Origin of the sequence: Avibacterium paragallinarum (assembly GCF_011765605.1) — a bacterium.
In the GTDB taxonomy this organism is placed as follows: Bacteria; Pseudomonadota; Gammaproteobacteria; order Enterobacterales; family Pasteurellaceae; genus Avibacterium; species Avibacterium paragallinarum.
In genome coordinates this window covers 1,699,953-1,712,440 of the sequence record NZ_CP050316.1, presented here as the reverse complement: position 1 = coordinate 1,712,440, position 12,488 = coordinate 1,699,953, and the positions used below count along the sequence as shown (strand labels likewise).

The following is a 12,488-nucleotide window of genomic DNA, read 5'->3' as shown; positions in this document are numbered from 1 at the left end:
GACCGCACTTTTATTTAAGCAAAATAAAATGCTCGATCAGTTTTATCATTAATTCTTTTTGTTCGGGTAAACTTTCCGCGACTAATAATGCCAGTGCAACAAGTGTATTATCGTTAATTAATTGTTCTACTGACTTGGCAAGCAAATGCTGATTTAATCTCAAATACCAAAGGAATAGAAATGCTCCCGTTCGTTTGTTGCCATCAGTTAAAGGGTGGTTTTTAATGATGAAATACAACAAATGAGCAGCACGGCTGGCGATATTTGGATAAAACAGCTCATCACCAAAACCTTGTTCGATAGTATTTATGGCAGAAATCAATCCGTCATTGCGTGGGTTGGCGAAAAGTGGAGTGGCTTCTCCTTTTTCAATGAGCGTTTGCTTTAATTGTGCAATCGCTTTTTCTACATCTTGTATTAATAATGGACGCATTTCATTTTGTTTTTGCTGTTTAGAATTTAGGCTTTGTTCGTCATAAGCCTGTAATAAACTCCAGCTGCGTGCATATTCCTGTACGACATTAAGCACGGCTTTTCCTTCCTCATTTACTAAGGTTTGGTTGCTTAATGTGCGATCCAGTAAGGCGATCACTTGGCTAAATTCTACGCCCTTTTCTGTTAAACGTTTTTGGTTCAGCGTATAACCTTGAACCAGATATTCTTTAAGGCGTTGGGTTGCCCAACGGCGAAATGAAACACCTTCTGGTGATTTCACGCGGTATCCCACAGAAATCACGGTATCCAAATCATATAAGGTAATTGGTTTGTCAGAAGAAGCAATTTGCATTTTTTGCAAATTGCTTTTTTCTGAGATTTCTCCATCTTTTATTGCATTACGAATATGCCTTGAAATAACAGAAACATCACGCCCAAATAGGGATACCATTTGAGCTTGAGAAAGCCAAACGGTATCTTGATTAAATTGCACCTCGACTTGTGTTGAACCATCTTGCGATTGATAAATTTCAATTTGATTTTGCATATTCTCTCCGATATTTAACTGTATATAAAACCAGTAAATTATTCGTTATTTATACAAATTTTGCAACTTTTCTAACCGCACTAATACCGCATTTTTATGTGCATCAAGCTGTTCTGCTGCAGCCATTTGAATGACTGTTGGGGCAAGATCGCGGAAGCCTTGTGGGCTAAGTTCCTGCACAGTCATTCGTTTGCTGAAATCTGCTAAACCGAGGCTTGAAGTGGTGCGGGTGTAGCCGTAAGTGGGCAGAACGTGGTTGGTGCCGCTGGCGTAGTCGCCCATACTTTCAGGGCTGTATGCACCGAGAAAAATCGATCCTGCGTTATCCAGTTGATCGAGCAACGCACGGGCGTTTTCCACTTGCACCACCAAATGCTCTGGGGCGTATTCATTGCTGATTTCAATGGCTTGGCTCAAGTTTTCTGCGATAAAAATACGGCTGTGGCTAAGGGCTTGTCGTGCGGTTTCCGCACGCGGTAATAGGGCAAGTTGGCGTTCAATAGCAAGTGCGGTGTTTTTGGCTAAGGTTTCACTTGGGGTAACCAAAATCACTTGGCTGTCCGCACCGTGTTCCGCTTGGGAAAGCAAATCGCTGGCGACAAAATCGGGATCGGCATTTTCATCAGCTAACACTAATACTTCGGAGGGGCCTGCTTGCATATCAATGGCAGCACCGTTCAGTGCTTGGCTCACTTGACGTTTGGCTTCAGTAACAAAGGCATTGCCGGGGCCGAAGATTTTATCCACTTTAGCAACGGTTTCTGTACCGAATGCCATTGCGACAATAGCTTGTGCGCCGCCAACAGGGTAAATGGTTTCGACCCCGCAGAGATCTGCCGCATATAAAATCGCATCAGCGATAGGTGGCGGGGAGCAAAGCACGATTTTTTTACAGCCGGCGATTTTGGCAGGAATGGCAAGCATTAAGACGGTGGAAAAAAGCGGGGCAGAGCCACCGGGGATATACAAGCCCACCCGATTAATCGGGCAAGTTACCACTTGGCAACGCACGCCCGCTTGGGTTTCAATGTCCACCGCTTGGGGGATTTGTGCTTGGTGAAAGCGTTCGATGTTGGCTTTGGCATTTTGAATGGCGGTTTTTAATTCATCAGGTAAGCGAGCCGCTGCCGCTTGAATTTCTGCTTGCGAGATAACGAGGCTGTCTAGTTTGACTTTGTCGAATTTTTCAACTAATTCAAATAACGCTTTATCGCCTTCGCCTTGCACTTTTTCACGAATGGCGTCCACAGCGTCTTTAATGGATTGTGCTGCCGAAATGGCAGGACGCATTAAGGCTTGTTGTTTTTCTTGTTGGGTTAAGTTTTTCCAGATTAGGGTTTGCATTGTGTTCTTCCTTAAAATTTGTTGCAAAATTTCACCGCACTTTAAGCGAGCATTTTTTCAATAGGTAGCACTAAAACCGAGCTTGCACCCTGTGCTTTCAATTCTTCCATTGTTTCCCAGAATAAGGTTTCTTGGCTAACGGCGTGTAGCGCCACTTTGCTTTCATCGTGAGCGAGAGGCAAAATGGTTGGGTTTTCCACCCCAGGAAGCAGGGAAATAATGGTTTCCAGTTGGGCTTTCGGTGCGTGTAGCATAATGTATTTGGATTCACCTGCTTGTTGAATGCCTTGAATGCGGGTTAAAAGCTTATCCACAAGGGCTTGTTTTTCATCGCTTAATGGATCTTGACGCTGAATTAAGCACGCTGTCGAGCGGTAGATCACTTCCACTTCTTTTAAGCCATTGGCTTCAAGAGTTGCCCCTGAAGACACCAAATCGCAAATGGCATCGGCTAAGCCCGCAGAGGGGGCGACTTCCACCGAGCCGTTCAATAAGGTGCTTTTGAATGGCACGCCTTGCTCCGCCATATAGCGTTTTAATAAATTGGGATAGGAGGTGGCAATGCGAGAGTTGGCAAAGTCTTGCACGCCGTTGTAAGCCCGATCGCGATCAATGGCTAAGGATAAACGACAGCCACCGAAATCTAAGGTACGTAATTTCTTGTAAGCTACGCTTTCGCCTGTAGCAAGGCGACCGAGTTCTTCCTCTTCCAGCACGTTTTCGCCGATAATGCCGAGATCCACAATGCCGTCAAAAATTAAACCGGGAATATCGTCATCACGCACGCGCAGAATTTCGATGGGCATATTTTCCGCATAAGCGATTAAACGTTGTTCGTTCCAGTTAATTTTTACGCCACATTGTTTGAGCAGCTCGGAGCAATCTTTGCTGAGGCGACCTTTCTTTTGTAAGGCGATTCTTAAGCGAGTTGGGTTAGTCATTGTGTTTTCCTTCTAATTAAAAATATTGGGTATAAAAAAATCTCTCGAAAGAGACTTCCGAGAGATTTCCGTTTTTTAATTAGTCGGTTTAGCAATACTCGCTCGGAAGTCCTATCTTCCAAGCAATCGCCATCGCCTGAAAGATTATTCAGGGTGATGGTGATGATGAGTGTTGCGATTAAAATTCATTTTGTGTTTCTCCAAAAACTAACTGGTTATTAATCTATGCAAAAAAATTTTTTTATGCAAGCAAATTTTTAGCTTTTTTTCGCTTTAATAAACAGCAGCACGGGGCGATGTTGTAAATCTTTAAATTCTTGCTGCCATTGTGGCTGATCCGCTAGCATTGGTTCAAGCATTTTTTCCACTTGAAAGCCTCCATTGATGAGATCGTTGACAATGGTGGACAAGGTGCGGTGATAGGTTTTAAAAGGCTGTTTAAACCAATTTCGTTGCCGTTTGCCCTCATCGCGATAATAATTCAGACGATAGGCAAGTTGCTGTTTATTTTTATCTTTATCTTTTTCCCATCGCTCCCCGCCTTGATAGCAGGTAACGATCGGGTGTTCTTGCGAGAAAATAAGTGTGCCGTTAGTGTTGAGCTTGGTATAAATATCCGCGAGTAGCTGAGGATAATCCTGTACATAATGAAAGGCGAAAGAGCTGGTGATTACATCAAAATTGTCATCAGGCAGAGTGTTGAGTTGTTCCATTGCCAGTTGATATAACGCAAAGTGCGGTTGTTTTTCGGCGAGATTTTTTGCTGCCTGTTGCAACATTGCTTGCGATAAATCCATTCCCACTACAAACTTCGCCCCTTTTTCTAAATAAAGCTGTAAATGTTCGCCCATTCCACAGCCGAGATCGAGCAATTTTTTGCCTTGCAAATCGGGCAATAAGCTGAGCATTGTGGGCTTTTCCACAATTTCATTGAGGCTAATGGGGTTTTGGCGTAATTTTTGATACAGCTCGAAAAAGCCTTCTTTGTCGTAAACAGAGGTTTTCATTTTATTTTCTATAGAAAAAATTAGCACGGGAAAGCCCGTGCTAAAACGAGAAATAATGTGGCTTATTTTATGCTATTTGTGGCTATCTGCCAAATACGGGCAACCAGCCCACAAGATCGGCAAGCTGTACCAAAATATTGATCACGCCGAATAAAATCACGAAATAAATCATTCCACTGCCGCCATAAACTTGATAGCGTTGGTCTGGAAACCGCTTGCGACTTGCTTTTGCTAGCAGTGCGGGGGTAATCACCGCCCAAATGGTGGCAGCAAGCCCCGCGTAGCCAATGGCGATTACAAAGCCATAAGGGAAAAGCAGGCTTAAAATCAACGGTGGTAAGAAGGTGAGCAAGGCGGTTTTGGTTCTGCCTGCTCCGTTGTTATCAAATTTGCACAGATCCGCGAGGTAATCAAATAAACCAAGGGTTACACCGAGGAACGAGCTTGCGATCGCCATATAGGTGAAGAAGCGTAGCATTAAGCCAATATAATCCGTTTGAATTTGGGCGTTAAGGGCTTCTAATAAGAGGGCGATGTCGCCGCCTTTTTGGATCACAGGGATAAACTCATTGCGTGGCAAATTCCCTTGAATGGCTAACTGCCACAGCATATAGATGATGAGGGCGATGAATGTGCCGTAAATAATGGATTTGGTGACTTTGCCGCTATCGCGATCGTAATATTTCACCAAACTCGGGACATTTTGATGAAAGCCAAAGGACACCAAGCACACGGGCAACGCGGCGAGAGCGTAAGGCAAATATTGCTGTTCCCCTTGCGAGAGGCTATTGAGCAAAATATCTGTCTGCACTAAGCCGAGCAAATTGGTGATAGAGAGGAAAAACGCCACCACCATTCCCGCGATCAAAATCGCACTTAAACGATCAACGGCTTTGGTGGAAAACCACACGAAAAAGGCGAGTACTGCACAGAAAATCAGCGAGCCAAAAGTGCGTCCAATTTGCACCGCACTTTGATCTTGGCTGAAAAGTTGGTTGAGGAAACTTTCCGTTAAACCACCGCCAGAGGTGATATAGGCATAGGTGAGAATGTACAACACAAAGGCAACGGACAGCCCATTAATCACGTTCCAGCCTTTGCCGAGCAAATCTTTAACGATGGTGTCAAAACTTGCCCCAGTGGGGTAATGCAAATTGGCTTCCAACAGCATTAAGCCGGAGGTGGTCATACAAAACCAAGTGTAGCAAAGAATCAACATTGAGCCGATAAACCAAACACCCGCTGTGGAAATCGGATTGGCGAGCATACCCGCCCCAATCGTGCCGCCTGCGATAATCATCGCCCCGCCAAATAATGAAGGATTTTTTTTCATAATCTTGCCCTAATCAAAGATAAAATACGTTGAACTATTATAATAGTACAGTAATAAAAAACAATGGCTAAAAACGCCACCGCGAAAAAAATCCTAAACTCGACAATTCGCAATGAATAAGGCTATAATGACACCGATTATTTGTGATTGTTTGGGTTTAAACTCGAACAACAATACCATTCATAAACTAAGAAGGAATACAAAATGGGTTTAGAAACCGTTCCAGCAGGAAAATCGCTTCCTGATGATATTTATGTTGTGATTGAAATTCCAGCCAACTCTGATCCAATCAAATATGAAGTGGATAAAGAAACGGGAACATTATTCGTAGATCGCTTTATGGCGACAGCGATGTTCTATCCCGCAAACTACGGCTACATTAACCACACCCTCTCGCTTGATGGCGACCCAGTTGATGTACTCGTGCCAACCCCTTATCCATTACAACCGGGTTCTGTTATCCGTTGCCGTCCAGTGGGCGTGTTGAAAATGACGGACGAATCAGGTCAAGATGCCAAAGTGATCGCCGTGCCACATAGCAAATTAAGCAAAGAGTACGATCACATCAAAGACGTGAATGATTTACCCGCACTCTTAAAAGCCCAAATCCAGCATTTCTTTGAAAGCTACAAAGCTCTCGAAGCTGGCAAATGGGTGAAAGTTGATGGCTGGGAAGACGTGGAAGCAGCGCGTAAAGAAATCTTAGATTCTTTCGAGCGTGCGAAAAAATAATCCACCATTTAACTACCAAATACCGCATTAAAAGTGCGGTATTTTTCTAGGGGGAAATTTATCGCTGTTTCCGTTCAAGCGAAGGCAAGGCTTCGATCCGCAAACCGAAAAAATAACAAAATCACGCGGTATAATATTGAACGCCAACAGCGATATTTTTCTGATAGGGCTAAACCTAAGGAATTACGATGCTAAAAACACTCAAAAAACTTACCGCACTTTCGTTTCTCGCTTTATTTTTGAATGCCTGTGCGGATTCCGCTAGCATAAACCAACAATCCGCTGCGAGCTATATGCAAACGGTGAATAAAGCCAAACAGCAAGGAGTTGTGGACACCACCTCCCCCACCGCAAAACGCATTCACAACGTGTTTAACCAAATGCGTCCCTATGCCGCTCAAGAAAATCACACGGGGCAACCCTTTAATTGGCAACTCACCGTCATCAAATCCAACGAACTCAACGCGTGGTCAATGCCAGGGGGCAAAATGGCATTTTACACAGGGCTAGTGGATAAACTTCAGCTCAGCGATGATGAAATCGCCACCGTAATGGGACACGAAATGGCTCACGCCCTCAAAGAACACAGCAAGAAACAAGCAAACTTAGGTGTATTTACTAATGTGATGGCTCAAGTTGCTCAGGTTGCTCTTGCAACTCAAATTGGCTCAGAAGGAAGTGGATTCGTTGTTGGATTAACTAAAGATTGGGCATTGGACAAACCTTATTTCCGAAGTGCCGAAACGGAAGCAGACGAAGTAGGGCTATTTTTAATGGCAAGGGCGGGCTATAACCCACAAGCTGCTCCTAAATTATGGGAAAAAATGCAAAAAGTTTCATCTGGTTCACAAGGTGTGCTTGCTGCACTTTCTTCCACCCATCCAAGCGATAAAGATCGCCAACAAAATCTACTTCGCCTAATGCCAGAGGCAGTGGCGATTTATAAAGCGAGTAAATAATTATTTATAAATAGACAAAACAAAGTGCGGTGGAAAATTCGGAGATTTTACACCGCACTTATTTTTTACGTTTTCTAAGAAGGAGTTGGTTTTCTCAGTTCCCAGCCTGTTTGGGTTTTGATTAAATACAAGTTTTTATCTTTTGCCGCATAGCCGCCTTTTACCGCTTCTAAAATTAAATTTTTCGGTAAATTTGCTGAGAAAACTTCGGCTTTGCCTTGTTCTTCGGCAAGAATGACATATACCGCAAGAGGGGGATTTTCAGGATCGGTTAAACGAATGTCGGCAATTTCAAAAGGTTGTACGCATTGCTGTTTCAGTTCTGACCAAGTGTAGCCAGCAGAAGGAATACAACCTTTTTCATCACGGTCAGCACCAACTAAGGGCGTTGGCGAAGGAGAAGTACAGCCCATAAGCAGGGCTGTACTAAGCAGGGATAACGTTATGCGTTTTTTCATCTTAGCGTCTTGGTAAATAGTTTACAGGATCAACGGATTTACCTTTGTAGCGAATTTCAAAATGCAGTTTTACACTATTTGTGCCAGAGCTTCCCATTTTGGCAATTTGCTGACCTGCTTTTACTTCTTGTTGATCTTTCACCAAAATACTTTCATTGTGAGCATAAGCACTGAGGAAATCATCGTTATGTTTGATGATGATGAGGTTTCCATAACCACGTAAAGCGTTTCCAGCATAAACTACACGGCCTGCAGCAGCAGCATTAATTGCTTGACCGCGTGAACCACTGATGTCGATCCCTTTGTTGCCACCATCGGCGTTAGAGAAGCTTTGCACAATATTACCGCGGGTTGGCCATCGCCAAGCAATATTATTAACTCCAGTAGTTTGCTGTGTTTTGGTGATAACAGGTACGCTTGATTTTACTTTTTCTTGAACTTGATTATTCATTTGCGTAGGCATAGTTATGGATGGCTCAGAAATATAGGAACTGTTATTTGAGCGTTGATTGTAGGTGCTTTGTGTTGTTTGAGTAGTAGAAGCTGTTGCTATTTTATTTGATACTTTCAAGACTTGACCAACGCTTAAATTATAAGGTTCACTCATATGATTCATTGTTGCAAGTTCTTTAACATCAAGCCCACAAATGTAGGCGATTAAAAACATTGTATCGCCTTTACGTACGGTATATGTGCTACCTTTATAGAACCCTTTGCTAATCTTGCTATAATCGGGTGCGTTTGTTTGTGGATTGCGTGGAATAACAAAGTCTTGTGATACTTTTTCCATAGCGACAACGGGTTGATTTTGTTGTAACTGTTGTGCGTTCCCTTGAGATGTTTGGTAAGTTTGATGGGGTTGTGGGGTTACCATCGAAGCAGGCATATTCTGTTTTTGAATTTGAGGCTCCCAAGTAGTAGATAAATTATTATCTACAGCTCGCATCATTCCCGCAGGTAAAGCATTGTTTGCTTCTTCTACAGGAGCAGGGCTGGTTGATGAACAAGCCGTTAATACAGAGATTGCAATGGGTAACATAAAAAAAGATTTTTTCATAATGTATTCCTTATTATTTATTAATTCATTGATTCTGGCATAGGTATTGATTTGATTTTAGGTTGCCATTCTGCTCCGTCCGCTGCCCCAGAATTGGCCACAGGTTGCATTACCCCAGGCGAGAGTGCATTTTCATCGTTAGGCGATGGCGTGGTTGCACAGGCTGGCAAGAGCAAAATAATAGACAATAATGAAAGCCATTTATTCATAGTAAAACCCAATTATCTCATAATTAAGTAAATAATCGCAGCCAAGAGGAGTACCGCCCAGCCAATCCACTCAATGGATTGCCGTAGCCGATGGGCAAATTTTTGCCCGCCCCAAGCGGATAATTTCGCCACCAAGATAAACCTTGCCAGCCGTGAAACGAGGGAAATGAGCAAAAAAGGCACAAATGCCATATGCATTACACCCGCACAGATAGTAAAAAGTTTATAGGGTAACGGCGTAAAGCCCGCAAGAAACATCACCATAACGCCCCAGCGTTGAAACCAACTGAGCAGGGTGTCAAATTGTGCTTGATAACCAAGGCTAACGAGATAATGCTGAATACTATCAAAGGCATAATAGCCCAATGCGTAGCCCACAATCCCGCCAATTGCAGAAGCGACGCCCGCATAAACGCCAAAACGCACAGCACGTTTGGGTTGAGATATTGCCATTGGGATTAACATCACATCAGTGGGAACAGGGAAAAAAATGGATTCAATAAAGCTAGTAAAAATCAACCAACCCGTTGCATAGGGGTGGGTTGACCATTGCATCACTTTATCGTACAGCGTACCAAAAATTTTCAATCGACTATCCTCAAGCTGTTGTAAAACATTGCATTATTCACTTTTTAACCAATCTTGTAAAGATTGGAGTGAGTGATAAGCGGTCATATCTGCTTGGATTGGCGTAATGGAAACATAGCCATTTTTCACCGCGTGAAAATCCGTGCCTTCTTGCTCATATTCCGCCAAGCCTGCAGGGCCAATCCAATAGATTGTGTCGCCACGGGGATCTTGCTGTTTAATCACTTCCGCAGCCGCAGCGCGATAGCCTAAATGGCAAACTTTAATGCCTTTAATTTCTTCATAAGGTAAATCTGGCACATTAATATTAATGATTTCGCGGCTTTTCAGTAACTGATTATGCAATTTCGGCACAAGTTCGCACACAATGCGTGCAGCGGTTTCATAATGCTGACGTCCATCAAGGGATACCGCAATGGCAGGCAAGCCAAGATGACGGCCTTCAAAGGCGGCGGCTACCGTCCCTGAATAAAGCACATCATCGCCTAAATTTACCCCTGCGTTAATGCCGGATACCACCAAATCAATTTGCCCTGAAAGAAAACCGTTTAACGCCAAATGCACGCAATCTGCAGGTGTACCATTAATGCAATAATCGCCATTATCCAATTTCATTGGGCGTAAAGGCTCAACTAAGGTGAGCGAGCTTGAGGCGGCACTACGATTGCGATCGGGGGCGACCACCGTAACTTGTGCGATTTTACGCAATTCTTTGGCAAGGGCTTTGATGCCTTCGGCGTGAATGCCATCATCATTAGAGAGTAAAATATTCATTGCATTTCCTATTCAATAATCTGTACTAATTCGCGAACGAGCGCCGTGGCATAACTGCCAGCAGGCAAATAAAACGCCAGTTTTAGCCCTTCGGGTAAAAATTCCCAATGCAAATGCTGTGCTTGCATTAAGAGCGGGCGGCGGCTTGGCTTCATTCGTTCCTTTTGCATTAAATTTAAAATATCTTGATGTTGCTGCACGATCGCCATTTCACGCGGATTGGCTGGCTGAATGCTTTCCCCAACTAAAGGCGCGGTGAGCAAAATATCTTGATTTTCTAACCGCTCTTTTAAGGCGTTTAAATCTTCATTTTCATCAATTTGAAACCAACTGTGCGAACCGTTGAGCTGCACAATGTCGCCCAGTAAAATTTGCTGTGTGAGCTTTGTTTGAATGCGATCAGACACCACTAAATTAAAAATTTCACTGCGCGCGGCGGAAAGATAAAAACTCCGCTTTTTGCGATCTTTCACCTTAATTTCGCCTTGCGCCCAACGCATCGCCTGAGTGAGATTATGCCCATCACGCCCGAAACGTTGTTCGGTGAAATAATTGGGAAAGCCAAAATTTGCTAAATTTTCTAACCGCACTTTAAGATCGGCTGTTTCCGTTGCACCGCGTAGCAAAATCTCAAAATGATTGCCATCTAGGCTGCCTGTACGAATTTTGCGGTTATGCCGTGTTACGTTGAGAATTTCCACGCCCTCTAGCTGAAACTGGCTGAAATCGGGCGTGGGCTGGCCTGCCATATGTAAGCAGAACCATTGTTCCGTAACTGCTTTGCGATCTTTTAACCCCGCATAACTCATATTTCTCGGCGAAATGCCCGCAAACTCTGCCAATTTTTCCCCCACGAAAAGGGTGTTAGCATCGGTTTTCCGCACATACAGGGCGACAAATTCCCCCTCGCCTGTCATCTCATAGCCCAAATTTTCTTTAACGATAAAATCCGTACATTCCGCTTTCAAATGGGCTTGTTGAGTAGGCGGAGATTGCAAATAAGCCAGCTCCAGCATTGATTACCCCTTAACCAAAAGGGCAACCGCTTCGCACGCAATGCCCTCGCCCCGCCCTGTAAAACCGAGCTTCTCACTGGTGGTGGCTTTCACATTCACTTGCTCCACATCACAAGCTAAAACCTGAGCAATGGCAGCCCGCATCGCATCAATGTGCGGACGCATTTTCGGTGCTTGCGCAATGATCGTAATGTCCACATTGCCGATTTTATAGCCCTTGTCTTGCACTTGACGATAAGCTTCTTGCAACAACCCTTTGCTATCTGCCCCTTTATATTGCGGATCGGTGTCTGGGAATAATTTACCAATATCGCCCAATGCCACCGCACCCAATAGAGCATCTGTCAACGCGTGCAATGCCACATCACCATCGCTATGAGCGATCAATCCTTTTTCATAAGGAACAGCTACCCCGCCAATGATAATCGGCCCTTCGCCACCAAAAGCGTGTACATCAAACCCATGCCCAATTCGTATCATATTCTTTCCTATTATTAATAAAATGTTATTAATGAAATGGTCGAAAATTATAGCACCAATGCGGGTATTCAAAAATGAATAATTAACGCTATAGTGTTTCTCATTTTTTAGCCTATAGTGCAGAGCCTGATTTTAAAATGAATCTAAAATATGCGGTTGTGTAAGTGAAAGGGCGTAAATATTTGCAATAAGATGCGTTTGTTCATTCTCAGGTATTATTAAGGGGATAAGTGCTAGCAACTCAGAATGACGTTGAAAAATTTGGGGAAAAGAAACCGCACTTTGTATTTCTGATAATATTTCAGCATCTAATGGATTGGCGATATATCCTCGTTTAATACGTCCTAATGCCATGGCTAAATGATTAAAGAGCATAAAAACTTGGCGATTATCTACATCAGCGTGCCATTGTGTAATCAAATGTTCCTGAATGTGCAAGATCCATTGTACAATTTCTTCATCTATGAGTTTTCTCTGTAATAAAAACGTTAATTGTTGCTGTAATTCCATTTTTACCTTCTGTTATTTATTCGAAGATTTGGACGTAGTGATTATAATTCTATATATGCTAACTTTACTGGAATCTCAGAAAATAAAACAGTGCAGAG

The 12,488-nt window shown here is 43.4% G+C and carries 15 protein-coding genes and 1 other annotated feature; of the genes, 2 read left to right on the top strand and 13 right to left on the bottom strand.

The window, feature by feature from the left end:
• Nucleotides 1-10 precede the first annotated feature (10 nt).
• The 5 genes from rhuM to mtr form a co-directional block, all read right to left on the bottom strand.
• Nucleotides 11-982 carry a virulence protein RhuM/Fic/DOC family protein gene (gene rhuM, locus HBL79_RS08235; protein ID WP_035685437.1) on the bottom strand — a complete coding sequence of 324 codons (972 nt, stop codon included), beginning with the start codon at nucleotides 980-982 and terminating at the stop codon, nucleotides 11-13.
• A 45-nt stretch (nucleotides 983-1,027) separates the two neighbouring features.
• The gene (gene hisD, locus HBL79_RS08230; protein WP_046097490.1) at nucleotides 1,028-2,326 is read right to left on the bottom strand and encodes a histidinol dehydrogenase; all 1,299 of its coding nucleotides are present in this window, start codon (nucleotides 2,324-2,326) and stop codon (nucleotides 1,028-1,030) included.
• 41 nt (nucleotides 2,327-2,367) lie between these two features.
• Nucleotides 2,368-3,267 (bottom strand): ATP phosphoribosyltransferase, encoded by a 900-nt coding sequence (hisG, locus tag HBL79_RS08225; protein ID WP_035685433.1) that lies wholly within the window; start codon nucleotides 3,265-3,267, stop codon nucleotides 2,368-2,370.
• Nucleotides 3,268-3,299: 32 nt separating this feature from the next.
• Nucleotides 3,300-3,436, bottom strand: a sequence feature (His leader region).
• Nucleotides 3,437-3,524: 88 nt separating this feature from the next.
• Nucleotides 3,525-4,274, bottom strand: coding sequence for a class I SAM-dependent methyltransferase (locus HBL79_RS08220; protein WP_035685430.1), 750 nt, complete (start codon nucleotides 4,272-4,274; stop codon nucleotides 3,525-3,527).
• Nucleotides 4,275-4,356: 82 nt separating this feature from the next.
• On the bottom strand, nucleotides 4,357-5,607 hold the full coding sequence (gene mtr, locus HBL79_RS08215; protein ID WP_174758207.1) for a tryptophan permease: 1,251 nt from the start codon (nucleotides 5,605-5,607) through the stop codon (nucleotides 4,357-4,359).
• A gap of 204 nt (nucleotides 5,608-5,811) precedes the next feature.
• Between mtr and ppa the strand changes: the two genes are divergently transcribed.
• Together ppa and HBL79_RS08205 are read left to right on the top strand one after the other, a co-directional pair.
• Nucleotides 5,812-6,339, top strand: coding sequence for an inorganic diphosphatase (ppa, locus tag HBL79_RS08210; protein WP_035685425.1), 528 nt, complete (start codon nucleotides 5,812-5,814; stop codon nucleotides 6,337-6,339).
• A 188-nt stretch (nucleotides 6,340-6,527) separates the two neighbouring features.
• The gene (locus tag HBL79_RS08205) at nucleotides 6,528-7,298 is read left to right on the top strand and encodes a M48 family metallopeptidase (RefSeq protein ID WP_046097489.1); all 771 of its coding nucleotides are present in this window, start codon (nucleotides 6,528-6,530) and stop codon (nucleotides 7,296-7,298) included.
• Between the two features lie 74 nt (nucleotides 7,299-7,372).
• Here the strand turns inward: HBL79_RS08205 and HBL79_RS08200 are convergent, their stop codons facing one another.
• The 8 genes from HBL79_RS08200 to HBL79_RS08165 all read right to left on the bottom strand — a co-directional run bounded on the left by HBL79_RS08200 (nucleotide 7,373) and on the right by HBL79_RS08165 (nucleotide 12,390).
• The gene (locus HBL79_RS08200) at nucleotides 7,373-7,756 is read right to left on the bottom strand and encodes a hypothetical protein (protein ID WP_035685419.1); all 384 of its coding nucleotides are present in this window, start codon (nucleotides 7,754-7,756) and stop codon (nucleotides 7,373-7,375) included.
• A gap of 1 nt (nucleotide 7,757) precedes the next feature.
• On the bottom strand, nucleotides 7,758-8,813 hold the full coding sequence (locus HBL79_RS08195; protein ID WP_035685416.1) for a peptidoglycan DD-metalloendopeptidase family protein: 1,056 nt from the start codon (nucleotides 8,811-8,813) through the stop codon (nucleotides 7,758-7,760).
• A gap of 20 nt (nucleotides 8,814-8,833) precedes the next feature.
• On the bottom strand, nucleotides 8,834-9,022 hold the full coding sequence (locus HBL79_RS08190) for a hypothetical protein (RefSeq protein WP_035685414.1): 189 nt from the start codon (nucleotides 9,020-9,022) through the stop codon (nucleotides 8,834-8,836).
• Nucleotides 9,023-9,034: 12 nt separating this feature from the next.
• Nucleotides 9,035-9,610: a YqaA family protein gene (locus HBL79_RS08185; RefSeq protein ID WP_035685411.1), complete on the bottom strand. Its 576-nt coding sequence runs from the start codon at nucleotides 9,608-9,610 to the stop codon at nucleotides 9,035-9,037.
• A gap of 33 nt (nucleotides 9,611-9,643) precedes the next feature.
• Nucleotides 9,644-10,384 (bottom strand): 5'/3'-nucleotidase SurE, encoded by a 741-nt coding sequence (gene surE / locus HBL79_RS08180; protein WP_035685409.1) that lies wholly within the window; start codon nucleotides 10,382-10,384, stop codon nucleotides 9,644-9,646.
• Between the two features lie 8 nt (nucleotides 10,385-10,392).
• Nucleotides 10,393-11,400, bottom strand: a complete 1,008-nt coding sequence (truD, locus tag HBL79_RS08175) for a tRNA pseudouridine(13) synthase TruD (protein WP_035685407.1) — start codon at nucleotides 11,398-11,400, stop codon at nucleotides 10,393-10,395.
• A 3-nt stretch (nucleotides 11,401-11,403) separates the two neighbouring features.
• Nucleotides 11,404-11,880 carry a 2-C-methyl-D-erythritol 2,4-cyclodiphosphate synthase gene (ispF, locus tag HBL79_RS08170; RefSeq protein ID WP_035685404.1) on the bottom strand — a complete coding sequence of 159 codons (477 nt, stop codon included), beginning with the start codon at nucleotides 11,878-11,880 and terminating at the stop codon, nucleotides 11,404-11,406.
• 132 nt (nucleotides 11,881-12,012) lie between these two features.
• Entirely contained in the window at nucleotides 12,013-12,390 is a 378-nt protein-coding gene (locus HBL79_RS08165) for a hypothetical protein (RefSeq protein ID WP_017805060.1), read from the bottom strand.
• Between the last annotated feature and the right edge of the window lie 98 nt (nucleotides 12,391-12,488).

Coding starts and splice junctions, on each gene's coding strand:
- HBL79_RS08205 (WP_046097489.1), top strand. CDS start 6,528: ATGCTAAAAACACTCAAAAAACTTACCGCACTTTCGTTTCTCGCTTTA.
- truD (WP_035685407.1), bottom strand. CDS start 11,400: ATGCTGGAGCTGGCTTATTTGCAATCTCCGCCTACTCAACAAGCCCAT.
- HBL79_RS08195 (WP_035685416.1), bottom strand. CDS start 8,813: ATGAAAAAATCTTTTTTTATGTTACCCATTGCAATCTCTGTATTAACG.
- HBL79_RS08200 (WP_035685419.1), bottom strand. CDS start 7,756: ATGAAAAAACGCATAACGTTATCCCTGCTTAGTACAGCCCTGCTTATG.
- HBL79_RS08220 (WP_035685430.1), bottom strand. CDS start 4,274: ATGAAAACCTCTGTTTACGACAAAGAAGGCTTTTTCGAGCTGTATCAA.
- HBL79_RS08190 (WP_035685414.1), bottom strand. CDS start 9,022: ATGAATAAATGGCTTTCATTATTGTCTATTATTTTGCTCTTGCCAGCC.
- hisD (WP_046097490.1), bottom strand. CDS start 2,326: ATGCAAACCCTAATCTGGAAAAACTTAACCCAACAAGAAAAACAACAA.
- hisG (WP_035685433.1), bottom strand. CDS start 3,267: ATGACTAACCCAACTCGCTTAAGAATCGCCTTACAAAAGAAAGGTCGC.
- rhuM (WP_035685437.1), bottom strand. CDS start 982: ATGCAAAATCAAATTGAAATTTATCAATCGCAAGATGGTTCAACACAA.
- mtr (WP_174758207.1), bottom strand. CDS start 5,607: ATGAAAAAAAATCCTTCATTATTTGGCGGGGCGATGATTATCGCAGGC.
- surE (WP_035685409.1), bottom strand. CDS start 10,384: ATGAATATTTTACTCTCTAATGATGATGGCATTCACGCCGAAGGCATC.
- ppa (WP_035685425.1), top strand. CDS start 5,812: ATGGGTTTAGAAACCGTTCCAGCAGGAAAATCGCTTCCTGATGATATT.
- ispF (WP_035685404.1), bottom strand. CDS start 11,880: ATGATACGAATTGGGCATGGGTTTGATGTACACGCTTTTGGTGGCGAA.
- HBL79_RS08165 (WP_017805060.1), bottom strand. CDS start 12,390: ATGGAATTACAGCAACAATTAACGTTTTTATTACAGAGAAAACTCATA.